Origin of the sequence: Pseudoalteromonas sp. SG43-7, assembly GCF_014164295.1 — a bacterium.
In the GTDB taxonomy this organism is placed as follows: domain Bacteria; phylum Pseudomonadota; class Gammaproteobacteria; order Enterobacterales; family Alteromonadaceae; genus Pseudoalteromonas; species Pseudoalteromonas rhizosphaerae.
Genome location: NZ_JACJEY010000082.1, coordinates 1 through 12,254, shown reverse-complemented (window position 1 = coordinate 12,254; position 12,254 = coordinate 1). Strand labels below are relative to the sequence as shown.

General features: G+C 38.2%; 9 protein-coding genes and 5 tRNA genes. 4 read left to right on the top strand and 10 right to left on the bottom strand.

Annotated features, from left to right (window positions below):
• Nucleotides 1-97 precede the first annotated feature (97 nt).
• From H5200_RS21725 to H5200_RS21705, 5 genes are all read right to left on the bottom strand, one after another.
• Nucleotides 98-174, bottom strand: a tRNA-Pro gene (locus H5200_RS21725).
• A 70-nt stretch (nt 175-244) separates the two neighbouring features.
• Nucleotides 245-321, bottom strand: a tRNA-Pro gene (locus tag H5200_RS21720).
• Between the two features lie 17 nt (nt 322-338).
• A tRNA-His gene (locus tag H5200_RS21715) sits at nt 339-414 on the bottom strand.
• A 23-nt stretch (nt 415-437) separates the two neighbouring features.
• A tRNA-Arg gene (locus H5200_RS21710) sits at nt 438-514 on the bottom strand.
• 131 nt (nt 515-645) lie between these two features.
• Nucleotides 646-722, bottom strand: a tRNA-Pro gene (locus H5200_RS21705).
• Between the two features lie 350 nt (nt 723-1,072).
• On the opposite strand from H5200_RS21705, the gene folD reads away from it, so the two are divergent.
• Nucleotides 1,073-1,927 (top strand): bifunctional methylenetetrahydrofolate dehydrogenase/methenyltetrahydrofolate cyclohydrolase FolD, encoded by an 855-nt coding sequence (gene folD / locus H5200_RS21700; protein WP_149980758.1) that lies wholly within the window; start codon nt 1,073-1,075, stop codon nt 1,925-1,927.
• Between the two features lie 63 nt (nt 1,928-1,990).
• On the opposite strand, the gene H5200_RS21695 is transcribed toward folD, so the two are convergent.
• Together H5200_RS21695 and cysS are read right to left on the bottom strand one after the other, a co-directional pair.
• Nucleotides 1,991-2,884, bottom strand: a complete 894-nt coding sequence (locus H5200_RS21695) for a DMT family transporter (protein WP_182740252.1) — start codon at nt 2,882-2,884, stop codon at nt 1,991-1,993.
• 183 nt (nt 2,885-3,067) lie between these two features.
• A complete protein-coding gene (gene cysS / locus H5200_RS21690) occupies nt 3,068-4,447 on the bottom strand; it encodes a cysteine--tRNA ligase (RefSeq protein ID WP_182718148.1) in 1,380 nt (459 codons plus the stop codon).
• A gap of 150 nt (nt 4,448-4,597) precedes the next feature.
• Here cysS and H5200_RS21685 point away from each other — a divergent pair, with 150 nt between their 5' ends.
• The 3 genes from H5200_RS21685 (at nt 4,598) to H5200_RS21675 (ending at nt 6,749) form a co-directional block, all read left to right on the top strand.
• A complete protein-coding gene (locus H5200_RS21685; RefSeq protein ID WP_182762578.1) occupies nt 4,598-5,089 on the top strand; it encodes a peptidylprolyl isomerase in 492 nt (163 codons plus the stop codon).
• Between the two features lie 89 nt (nt 5,090-5,178).
• Nucleotides 5,179-5,922: a UDP-2,3-diacylglucosamine diphosphatase gene (locus tag H5200_RS21680; RefSeq protein ID WP_145241478.1), complete on the top strand. Its 744-nt coding sequence runs from the start codon at nt 5,179-5,181 to the stop codon at nt 5,920-5,922.
• A 47-nt stretch (nt 5,923-5,969) separates the two neighbouring features.
• Nucleotides 5,970-6,749, top strand: a complete 780-nt coding sequence (locus H5200_RS21675) for an ABC transporter substrate-binding protein (RefSeq protein ID WP_182718150.1) — start codon at nt 5,970-5,972, stop codon at nt 6,747-6,749.
• A 48-nt stretch (nt 6,750-6,797) separates the two neighbouring features.
• Here the strand turns inward: H5200_RS21675 and H5200_RS21670 are convergent, their stop codons facing one another.
• The 3 genes from H5200_RS21670 to H5200_RS21660 all read right to left on the bottom strand — a co-directional run bounded on the left by H5200_RS21670 (nt 6,798) and on the right by H5200_RS21660 (nt 11,905).
• Nucleotides 6,798-8,717 carry a sensor histidine kinase gene (locus H5200_RS21670; protein ID WP_182718151.1) on the bottom strand — a complete coding sequence of 640 codons (1,920 nt, stop codon included), beginning with the start codon at nt 8,715-8,717 and terminating at the stop codon, nt 6,798-6,800.
• Nucleotides 8,710-10,935, bottom strand: a complete 2,226-nt coding sequence (locus tag H5200_RS21665; RefSeq protein ID WP_182762576.1) for an EAL domain-containing protein — start codon at nt 10,933-10,935, stop codon at nt 8,710-8,712. The genes H5200_RS21670 and H5200_RS21665 overlap by 8 nt, the downstream gene beginning before the upstream one ends.
• Nucleotides 10,936-11,134: 199 nt before the next feature.
• Nucleotides 11,135-11,905 carry a tRNA isopentenyl-2-thiomethyl-A-37 hydroxylase MiaE gene (locus H5200_RS21660; protein WP_182718153.1) on the bottom strand — a complete coding sequence of 257 codons (771 nt, stop codon included), beginning with the start codon at nt 11,903-11,905 and terminating at the stop codon, nt 11,135-11,137.
• Nucleotides 11,906-12,254: the final 349 nt, after the last annotated feature.

Here is a 12,254-nt window from a genome sequence, read left to right as displayed (position 1 = left end):
GTTAGCAAGTTAGCAAGTTAGCAAGTTAGCAATATTTTAGCTTTAGAATTAAGCTGTGCAATATGAATTTTGAATTGTTTTTTATTAATTAAGAAAGTGGTCGGCGATGCAGGATTTGAACCTGCGACCCCTTGGACCCAAACCAAGTGCGCTACCAAACTGCGCTAATCGCCGATATTGAAGTATTAAACCTCTTTTTCATTGAACACTCAAACTGTGTATTTGAGACCACTTTTTGAGAAAGTGGTCGGCGATGCAGGATTTGAACCTGCGACCCCTTGGACCCAAACCAAGTGCGCTACCAAACTGCGCTAATCGCCGATATTCTTTTTTGTAAATGGGGTGACTGATGGGGCTCGAACCCACGACAACCGGAATCACAATCCGGGGCTCTACCAACTGAGCTACAACCACCGCTATATTTACGTGTTTTCAAATGGTGCACCCAGAAGGATTCGAACCTTCGACCGACGCCTTAGAAGGGCGTTGCTCTATCCAGCTGAGCTATGGGCGCATCGAAAACTTCATAGTTTACCAATAAGCCAATCTATTATAATAGAATAGTTACCTGCTTTTCAGCATTTAACTTGTGACTGTATAGGATATACCCAAACCAATCATTACCATTCTTTATAAATGAGAAAGTGGTCGGCGATGCAGGATTTGAACCTGCGACCCCTTGGACCCAAACCAAGTGCGCTACCAAACTGCGCTAATCGCCGATGCTTACTATTGTTAGCGAGTGACCTCGTTGACAACGGGGTGCATAATAGTGATTTGACCGTGTCAGGTCAAACCTTTTTTTAAGAAAATAAATCAATCGGTCATTTTTAGTTCATAATGGTCAAATATTGTGACGATCAGCTAAAATTTCAACTGTTTTATATAATTAGCGGCTATATCAGAAAAGCAACTTGGCGCATTAGCGCTTTTCTGCGAAAATAGTAAGCATATTAAAAACGAGTAATAAAGAACGTGTTCTTTATTAGCATTATATTACCCCTATTTCTATATGCATTCGTTTTTTTAAAGTATCGGTATTAAGTTAACTAACCCCAATTAAAGGTCACCCATGACGGCAAACATCATCGATGGTAAGGCAATAGCTAAACAAGTACGCAGTGCAGTAGCACAAAGAGTAAGTGAACGTGTTGCAAACGGTTTGCGCGCACCTGGACTTGCAGTTGTACTTGTAGGGCAAGATCCTGCAAGCCAAGTTTATGTAGGTTCAAAACGTAAAGCCTGTGAAGAAGTTGGCTTTATTTCTAAATCATTTGATTTACCAGCAGATACAAACGAGCAAGCATTATTAGATTTAATTGATGAACTCAATAACGATGCACAAGTTGATGGTATTTTAGTACAACTTCCTCTTCCTGCTGGTCTTGATGTTGAAAGAATCCTTGAGCATATCACTCCACTCAAAGATGTTGACGGCTTTCATCCTTATAACATTGGCCGTTTAGCACAGCGTATGCCTGCTCTTCGCCCATGTACGCCAAAAGGTATTATTACACTGCTTGATTCGACCGGTGTAAAATACAAAGGCATGCATGCAGTTGTTGTTGGCGCTTCAAATATTGTTGGTCGTCCTATGGCATTGGAACTATTACTTGCAGGTTGTACAACCACTGTGTGTCATAAATTTACGCAAGATTTAGAAACTCATGTACGCCGTGCTGATCTGTTAGTTGTGGCAGTTGGTAAACCTGAGTTTATTCCTGGGGATTGGGTTAAAGAAGGTGCAATTGTGATCGATGTAGGCATTAATCGTTTAGATAGCGGCAAATTAGTCGGTGACGTACAGTATGAGATCGCTGAACAAAAAGCACATTTCATCACGCCAGTACCTGGCGGCGTAGGCCCAATGACAGTAGCAAGCTTGATTGAAAATACCCTTGAAGCCTGTGAAAAATACCATAGCTAATTAGCCTATAACGTCGCATCAAGAATTAACAAGGGTTGCTGTTTAGCAACCCTTTGTTGTTATTTATGAGGCTATTTTAGCTGAGCGCTGGCGCCGTGTTAGCTTTAACAATTGCGGCAGCACAGAGAAGAAAATCATTAAAACCATAATCGTATATTGCCAAACTTGATAGTGCTCACTTAGTAATACCACGGCGCAAATAATACCTGCGATCGGATTAGCAATCGTACCGAAAGTAAACTCAACCACCGTCATCCGGCCAAGTAACCAAACATACAAGATATACGCAAGCGCTGTATTTGGCACAATTAACCAAAATAATGCAAGCCACTGTATTGAACTGACACCATTAGCAAGTACTTGATATTGTTGTGGATCAAAGTAAATAGCTTGAGTCATTGCGACTAATGATAACAATGATCCGCCAATGATCAGCTGCCATGTTAATACCGTCCACCAATGAGTGTGGCTAGACATTTTTTGCACTAAAGTACTACCAACAACAATTGTTAACAACGCACCAATTAAAGCGAATACTCCTAAGGCATTAATCGTGACATGCTGGGGATCAAATAATCGCCAAGCCAAAATCACTAATACAAGTGCGCACACCGATTGCAAAAACGCTGGACGCTGCTTTTTAAAAACCCACGCATAAATCAACGCAACCACAGGCACAGAGACCATACCAACACCGGCAATTGCCGCTGGTAAATTAACCGCCATAATAAAAATAAAACTAAAAAACAGGGCAATATTAACCACAGCTAATAATACTAAACCGCGCCACTGTTTTGCTTTAGGCCATGATGGTTTAAGCACAAATAACAGTAAACCCGCAGGTAATGCTCGCAACGCGCCAAGTAATATTGGCGGCCAATCTGGGGTGGCATATTTAGTGACCGCATAGGTGGTGCCCCATAAAAAAGCAGGGATCATGGCAAGAAAAATATTCATTTCATTCCTTTCAAAATAACTAAGAAACGCAAAGGTAAAACCTAAGGTTAAGTTGAGGTCAAGCTAGAAAAAATAAAAAGGCCGCCAAATTGGCAACCCTTTGTAATACTTACTAATACAATACTTACTAAAATATGTCTTATTCAGCAATGCCTATTTGACTGGCACTAGTAAGGTAATTAATTACGCTTTACGCCATGTAGTTTTACCTGCAGAGTCTTCCAGTATTACTCCAAGTGCATTTAAAGCATCACGCGCTTCATCGGCCGCAGCCCAATCTTTACCCGCGCGCGCTTCATTACGCTTAACTATTAACGCTTCTATTTGGGCAACTTCGTCATCTGCTTGGCCACCTTGTAAAAATGCCTCTGGTGCTTGTTGAGCAACCCCTAACACTTCCCCAAGACTACGCAGTACAAATGCTAACTTACCCGCTTGCTCAGCATCAACGTCTTTTACACGGTTTAGCTCTTTGGCTAATTCAAATAACACCGGTAATGCTTCTGGTGTATTAAAGTCGTCATCCATTGCTTTTCTAAATTTAGCCACATGTTCATTTGTTGCTAAATCACAACTGATAGGCTCAACACCACGAAGTGCCGTATAAATACGCTCAAGCGACGAACGTGCTTGATCTAAGTTCTCTTGCGAGTAATTTAACTGGCTGCGGTAATGACCAGAAATTAAAAAATAACGAACCGATTCAGCATCATATTCTTTAAGTACATCACGAACAGTAAAGAAGTTGTCTAATGATTTTGACATCTTCTCTTTATTTACTTGTACCATCCCCGTATGGATCCAGGTATTGACGTACTTGCCGTTATTTGCACAGCATGATTGCGCAATCTCATTTTCATGGTGTGGAAACTGTAAATCTGAACCACCGCCATGAATATCAAAATGCTCACCTAAATGCTTTGAGCTCATTGCCGAACATTCAATATGCCAACCTGGACGACCTTCGCCCCACGGTGATGTCCATGATGGTTCACCCGCTTTGGCTTTTTTCCATAACACAAAATCAAGTGGATCATCTTTATCTTGTGCTACTTCAACACGCGAACCGGCTTGTAGCATAGTTAAATCTTGCTGTGACAATGCACCGTATTGCTCAAACGTTGAGACGTCAAATAAAACATCGCCGTCGGCTGCAACATAGGCGTGGCCTTTAGTAACTAGTCGTTCAACCATTTCGATAATTTCGTCCATATGACCTGTGACTGTAGGTTCAATGTCTGGACGTAACATGTTTAGACTATCAAAATCTTCATGCATTGCTTTTGTCATACGCACAGTTAAGTCGTTAATCGCTTCGCCATTTTCATTCGCACGCTTAATGATTTTGTCATCAACATCGGTGATATTGCGCACATACTTTAAATCATAACCAATGTGACGAAGATAACGTACGATCACGTCAAAGCTAACAAATGTGCGGGCATGACCAATATGACAATAATCATAAATGGTGATACCACACACATACATGTCGATCTTGCCGTCGACCATAGGTTTAAATTGCTCTTTTTGACGCGTGAGTGTGTTGTATATATTTACCATTTATTTTAAGTCCTTGACTATTTACTTGAATCGCTATGTTAACACTTGAAAAGCCCCTGCTCTAGCGCTTTATCAATTGAATAAGCACTTTGTTAATCTTAGCTAACTAAGATAAAATAGCGGCAAATAAATCAGCTAATAGGAAACCACATGGTTGTTCTACACACAAATTTTGGTGATATCACCATTAACATGCACAAAGAAGATGCGCCAAACACAGTTAAAAACTTTTTACAGTATGCTAACGCAGGCTTTTACGACGGCACTATTTTTCACCGTGTGATTGATGGTTTCATGGTACAAGGCGGTGGTTTTGAACCAGGTATGACACAAAAAGAAGTGCATGATCCTATTCAAAATGAAGCAAACAATGGCCTTTCTAATAAGGTTGGTACACTTGCTATGGCACGTACTCCTGATCCACATTCAGCAACAGCACAGTTTTTCATTAACGTGAATAACAATGACTTCTTAAACTTCAGCAGCGAAACATCTCAAGGCTGGGGTTACTGTGTATTTGCTGAAGTTGTTGAAGGCATGGACGTAGTAGAAAAAATTAAAGCCGTTGCTACAGGTAGCACAGGCTTTCATCAAGACGTACCTCTTGATGACGTTATCATCACAAGCGTAACTGTAAACTAATAGTACGCTTACCCACGTAACGTGGCGTTTTAGCGGGTATTTATGCTATACGTATATGCCCGCTTTATTTATTTTTAAAAGACTTACCTATGACTCGCCAAACCTACTTTATTGCCGACCTCCATTTAAGTGAAAATCGCCCAGATATCAGTGCAGCTTTTTATCAGTTTTTAAATACGCATATTATTAATAAGGATGTAGACGCGCTATATATACTTGGTGACTTTTTTGAAGTATGGGTTGGTGATGACTATGTAACTGCACTCTCAACTGAAGTTGCAAAGCATTTAAAAGTAGTGAGTGATAACGGCACCCCAGTATATTTTGTGCATGGCAATCGTGATTTCATTATGCGCGATAAATACGCCAAACAAGCAGGAATGACTTTATTACCCGAACAGCTGGTAATTGACTTATATGGCACTCCCACTGTCATTTTGCATGGCGATGAAATGTGCACACAAGATATTGAATATCAAAAGTTTCGTAAAAAAGGCCGCAGTTGGTGGTGGCCAAGATTAATGCTTGCTATGCCACTTTGGTATCGTCGTAAAGTTGCGCAAAATGCCAGAGAAAAATCAAAGCAAAATCAAACCGGTAAAGCGCTTGAAATATTAGATGTTACTGAACAAGCGGTACTAGCAACATTTGCAAAACACCAAGTAAAACATATGATCCATGGCCATACCCATCGCCCTAATGTGCATCATTATGAAGTAGATAAGCAAACACTCACTCGCACAGTGCTGGGTGATTGGTATACTCAAGGCTCTTATTTAGTTGTTACCGCACAGACACAAGAACTAGTGAGTGAACCATTCGCACAAATATAAAATATTGTCTACGCTTACGATATTGATCGTTTTTAGTACTGGTCGTAATGCTTAAATTATTTTTCATACTTATTTGTTTATTTTACGCAGGCCATACATACAGCCAAGATAAATGGCTTTTTGTTACCGAGCCTTTTCCCCCGTATTTTTCAGAGCAACTGCCGCAACAAGGTTGGTTAGCTGATATTATTATTACTGCATTAGCAAGCCAAGATATTGAAGCTAGCATTGAGTTTACAACTTGGGCTCGTGCACTAAGATTACTTGAAAAAAATAAGCGAACAGCTCTTTTAGGGGCTTATTATAGCGCCGAGCGAGAAAAAACATTCCACTATTCACGACCATTAGCAAAGTCATTTACTGGATTATTTAAACGAAAAAGTAGCAAAATAAATTACGATGGCAGTTTAACGTCATTACAGCCATACAGCATAAGTAAAGGTAGTAATTATATAGTTAGCGAGGGTTTTAGTAGTGAACATAATTTAGCTATTACAGCGACTAATGACTTGATCAGCAGCTTACGCGTGTTACAGCTTGGCCGCGTTGATTTAGTAGCTGGTACCAAAGAAGTCGGTGAGTACTGGTTAAACAATCATCCACAATTACAAACAGGACAGTCAATCGTATATATCCCTCCTCATTTAGCGTCCCACTACCTATATATTATTTTTTCCAAATCTGCTGTGCAAAGTAAGCAACAATTAATACAATTAGAAAACGGTTTCAACACCATTGTAAATAATGGTGAGGCCGCACAAGTTCTCCTACGCCATGGCTTTTCAGAAGCTAAGACTGAGCAATACCTACAATTTTTAAAACGTTAAAACACAAATGCTTATATGACTATCACTCCAAGCAACGAATTCTGCATCTTAAGATAGTTTGGGTATAGTAATAGTAAACTCAGTTTTAAAGCGCTCTGTAGAGTGTGGATTGGACTGTAATTTAATTTCCCCCTGCAAAATGTGTGTAACCCATTGGTGCACCATATATAAGCCAAGCCCAGTATTGCCAATACCACGAGCTGAGGTGTAAAAAGGCTCAAAGATGTACTGTTGAGACTCTGCTTTAATCCCAACACCGCTATCTGAAATGGTTAATTTAATGGATTGACTAGCAGCTTGTGCTATTTTTATCTCAATTTCACCGACTTGATTTTTGGCAAACCCGTGGGTTAGTGCGTTCATTATCAGGTTTTCTAGCACTTGGGAAATAATTCCTGGTCGGCTTTTTATATCTTGGTCAGTATCAACTAAGGTTTTCACTTTTACGTTTGAGTTTTTTAATCTTGAATTAAGGGAGATCAGTAAATCTTCAGTTATTTTTCTTATATTACATGTGATGACATCATCATTATGACGGTCTATCGCCATTTTTTTAAAACTTTTAACTAATACCGCTGCCTTATTTAAATTAATTTTAGCTAACCCTAAATTTTCCTCAATGCTCTGTGTGCTTTTATCTAATTGCGATTTAGTTAATCCGGTTTTTATCGCGTCACTCAACTTATTAATAACCACATTCGCGTTAGATACTGAGATAATAGCACCGCCAATGGGTGTATTCATCTCATGAGCAACCCCCGCCACCAACAACCCTAAAGACGATAGTTTTCGAGCTTCGAGTAAGCTTGTTTGTAATTGCTGCTGCTGCCTTATAGTTAAATCGAGCTGTTTGTTGACGCTATCTAACTCTACTTTTTCACGCTGTAGTTTATAAGATAAAGTAATTAGTTGCTGTTGGAATAAATATTCACGGTAACTAAAACCAAAACCGCAAATACATAAAACAACACTACACAGAGCAGCATATTGAAAAGCAGTCATTTTTGCATTATACAGCAGCTCTTTAGGGCTACCGATAAGTATAATAATCTCTTTATCTGAATCTGCGGTTCTTTGTGTTGATTCACGTAGTGAAACAATAGAGAATCGCCTGAAAGTATATAAACTGTCATGAAAAATACGTGAGGTGCTTTGTACGTCATGTTCAATGATGTGTTGCCAAAGCGCTGGAGAGTTATTTGCTAGCGAGTTATTAACTTGATTATACATAAACCCAAACTGTAATGCGGGATCCTTATTATACAACCAATAACCATCATGATTTAGAATATTTACTTGGGTGTTTTTTTCATCATATTGTCGAATATTACTAAATAAATAATCCAGATTAAAATTCACTACTAACAAGCCATCTATTAAATAATCACCACCTTGCGTTCTGTAAGTCACCCTAATTGTTGGCTCATGCGGGACAACAACTTTTCCACGCTCAATATTTAAATCAATTTCTGAAATAAATGTATTCGGTGGTGCAACTAACATCCCTTCTTTAAAGTAATAACGATTTTGCTTATTTTGTAATTGTGATACCTCAACAATTTCGCTTTTTTTATTGCTGAAATTAATTCTATAACGTTCTTTACCACTGCGTTCAAGCCAACGTATTTGTGAGATATTGGTTGATACAGAAGCAAAATTTAAAAAATAATCATTTATGAGCTTGTCGCTTTGTTGAGCGCTCAATGTATTTAAACCTGTATTACTTTTTAATACTTGGCCATTTGCTAACAGCTGAGTGAGTTTTTTAATACTGCTTAGCTCTTTAGATAAATCAGTACTCACAAGCACTAGTTTTTCATCTTGGCGCTCTTTTATTATGGTTACTTTTGACTGATAAACTTGCTCGTATACCAGCCAGCCAATTAATATCGCAACAAATAAAATAAACAGCGACTTTATGAGTACGCCTTTTTTGTCGCTATAAAATGAGTTACTTTTTTTAGTCATTTACATTATCAAACTGTGCTAACCAGATCAGTAAATCATCATAAAATAATGGTTTTGCAAAAAAGTAACCTTGGGCCATTTCACAACCTGCTTGTTTTAACCATTGCACCTCAAATTCGTTTTCAACACCCTCAGCAATAACTTTAAAATCAAATTGCTTTGCGAGACTGATGATCATTTTTATCATGTATTGATTATTTATATTATGCTCAAGGTTGCTGACAAAGTAGCGATCAATTTTTATCGCATTCGACGGTATTTCATTTATATGTGCTAACGATGAATAACCCGTACCAAAGTCATCAATACTCACTTTAATACCCAATGCCATAAATCGTGATAAAGCCTCTTTAATAAAGTTGTAATTACTGATCGCTTGGGTTTCTGTCACTTCAAGTTCCAGCATCGAGGGAGATACTTTATATTCCTCAATCCGACTTTTGATAGACTCAAAGTAAGAAGGATCGATCAAGTCATAAGATGATGCGTTAAACGCAATAGGTAAATTTATACCACATTTTTTAAGTTGATTAATTATTTGTAGTATTTTTTCAAAAATAACATTATCTAGCTCATTAATTAAACCAGCTGTTTCAGCAAGTTCTATAAACTCTTCAGGATTTACAAAGCTGCCATCAGCTAACTGCCATCTAGCTAGCGCTTCAAAACCAATTGGTTTTAATGTTTTCAAGCACATTTTTGGTTGCAAAGCGACACGCAATTCTTTGGTACTAATAGCCGTTCTCAAGCGCGCCATTAACTCATAGCGCCTTGTTATTGCCACTGTTTTCTCATCGGTATGCAAAATAAACTTCGCTTGAGTTACTTGCATGTAATTTAAACTCGACTCTGCCAGTCTAATTACTTTTTCGGGAGTAATATTTGATGCGCAACTTAGCTTTAACTCCAACACTCTTACGTCAATAAATTGCTTAACATTTTCAATTTCGTACTTTTGTTTATTATGAAAACGCGCAATATCATCTGTAATATCAAAATCAACATTAATGAGCATGCCAAAGCTACTATTACTAATAATCGCAATTCTGGGGTCATATATTGAAAAAACATCTACAATACTTTTATGAACGAGTTTTATGATTTTTCTACAAAAATCATAACCAAAGGTAAATGCTTTTTCATCAAACTGATAAATATCAAAAATAATTAAACGCATTTTGGATTTTTCATATACGTTCATATTTTTAATTTCGCGAGTTAACCAGTTTCTATTCTGTAAGTTTAATGAAACATCGGTATAGGCAAGCTCGGTTAATCTATTTAATAATGAAATATTAGCAAATCCGCTACTGACGTTTTCACTAAATACTTTCAATAAATATTCGTTTTCTTCACTAATGGGATTATCTGATTTTACCAAGGTAATATAGTGCGTGCCTTCAGCAATGGTTGCTGGGAAGAAGAAGATACTATGCTGATTTGAAAACACATGACGTTTCTCTTGAATCGCTAGCTGGAAGTCATCGTACATATCGGCCAGTAAATTGCTATCTACTTTTTGTCCTTTCATACCATTAAAGCAGCCGTTGGTAGTGAGGATCATTGCATTGTCGCCTTTATCAAGGTTGCTTGAACAAAGGATCCCGCCTCCCTCGGATATTTTTAAAATATTGCTTAGTTCTTGCAGCACGGCAGCTGAGTATGAGCCCATATCATGTTTGCTATTAATGCTCCTTGATGCATCAAGCACAAGTTGCAAACCTTGTTTAGCGGCTGTTATTTGCGAAATATATTGCCAAGTTCGCATATTACTATTAACGATTGATTCAAGCTTTTGCGCAGAAATGTCAGACTTATTCCAGTACTCATCAATATCGAGCATTTTCATCACATCGGTTTCAGGGGCTAAACCGGGCTGCCCTGTTAGTAACACGATACGCATTTCAGCGTTGCCAATCACTTCTCTGATGGTATTTACCAAACGCAGTCCGGAGTCATCTTCTTCCATAACCACATCGATAAAAACAAGTGCTATATCTGGGTGCATACTTAAAGCAAGCGCAGCTTCTGGTACTGAGTTGGCCGCTAATAACTCATATTTGTAGCCTTCTTTGGCCTTTAATTCTTTTAAGCTATTAACTAATGCATGTTGATAATCGAGATCATCCTCAACGGTTAGAATTTTCCATACTTTAAGGTCAGTATTTACTGACTCTTCCTCAGCAGAAAATACAAATAATCCCTCTTTTTCATCCATATATACCCACCAAAATAATAATAGCAATGGCCTTTCATTTACAATGCATTGCAAAGCAATAAAATAACTGATAAATAAAAAAATTAACTTGCTTTAAATATTAGGTGAGAGTTTTTGATGTGTCTAATTTAAAAACACTTTTGATAATAAAGTATGTGCTACAGCATGGCTTGAAAGCTGCAGCACATGTTAGTGTTGGTTAAGCGCTTTTATTTACCGGCGTACCACTGTGAAACTTAAAATCGTCATCAAAAGATGTAATTAACTGCGCTTCAATTTCACCAAACTCTTTAACCCGCTCGGTAATATCAAAACCAGCAATTTCTTGGGCAAGAGTTAAATAGTCTTGATAGTGGCGTGCCTCAGAGCGCAATAACGAAATATAAAAATCACCTAAACGCTTATCTACATGGGGTGCAAGCGCGGCAAAACGCTCGCACGAACGAGCTTCGATGTAAGCACCGACTATGAGCTTATCGACCAGTGCATCTGGCTCAAAGGTTTTTACATGTCTTAGCATACCCTTAGCATAACGACACGGCGTAATACTTTGATACTCAATACCGTACTCATCCATGATCTCTAATACTTGATAAAAGTGGTGCAGCTCTTCTTTGATCAACATCACCATTTTATCAACCAAATCTTGCCCATAAGCTGAATCAGATTTTGGGATCACTGCTTTAGTCAGTTTGTTTTTAGCCGCAAGATCGCGCCAATTCCCTTCACGTTTGTATATCAGCGTTTCAAACGGCTTCAGCCACTCAAGCAAGGCATCGCTGCTTTGTTTATCCACGGCGTATTTACGAATTAAAAACATCGCAGATTGCGCGGCTTTAAGCTCACAGATGAGATGATCAATTAAAATAACCGCTAGGTTTTCTTTTTTAGTGGCTTCATCAATCCACCCTAAAGGGGTTTCACAACGTAAAAATTGCTTAATCGGTTCTAAAAGTTTGCTATGTGGCACGAAGGGAGTTGCTCATTAGTATCTGTCATTAAGAAAATGATTTTATCATGAAAAATGACTGATAATAAAACAAAGCTGGGGGTTTGATTAATTAAATAACCCGAACTCTAGTTAAATATATCCCCGCTGATTTTTTTGCTTTCGTCTCTCATTGGTGTTTCTTGACAAGACCCCATTACTGAACCATAACTTAATACAAGCTGTATAAAAATAAAACAGCGAACTAATACCAATCGACTTAAATATTTAACCATTCTAGCGAGCTAAATAAAGCGCTAACTGCGTTATAATTTTTTCAAGTAGAACAACTACATGTCAAAATTTACGCCTTGTTATCACTGTATTTATC

Bases quoted from the DNA above. Each gene is read 5' to 3' on its own strand.
- folD (WP_149980758.1), top strand. From the start codon at position 1,073: ATGACGGCAAACATCATCGATGGTAAGGCAATAGCTAAACAAGTACGC.
- H5200_RS21695 (WP_182740252.1), bottom strand. From the start codon at position 2,884: ATGAATATTTTTCTTGCCATGATCCCTGCTTTTTTATGGGGCACCACC.
- cysS (WP_182718148.1), bottom strand. From the start codon at position 4,447: ATGGTAAATATATACAACACACTCACGCGTCAAAAAGAGCAATTTAAA.
- H5200_RS21685 (WP_182762578.1), top strand. From the start codon at position 4,598: ATGGTTGTTCTACACACAAATTTTGGTGATATCACCATTAACATGCAC.
- H5200_RS21680 (WP_145241478.1), top strand. From the start codon at position 5,179: ATGACTCGCCAAACCTACTTTATTGCCGACCTCCATTTAAGTGAAAAT.
- H5200_RS21675 (WP_182718150.1), top strand. From the start codon at position 5,970: ATGCTTAAATTATTTTTCATACTTATTTGTTTATTTTACGCAGGCCAT.
- H5200_RS21670 (WP_182718151.1), bottom strand. From the start codon at position 8,717: ATGACTAAAAAAAGTAACTCATTTTATAGCGACAAAAAAGGCGTACTC.
- H5200_RS21665 (WP_182762576.1), bottom strand. From the start codon at position 10,935: ATGGATGAAAAAGAGGGATTATTTGTATTTTCTGCTGAGGAAGAGTCA.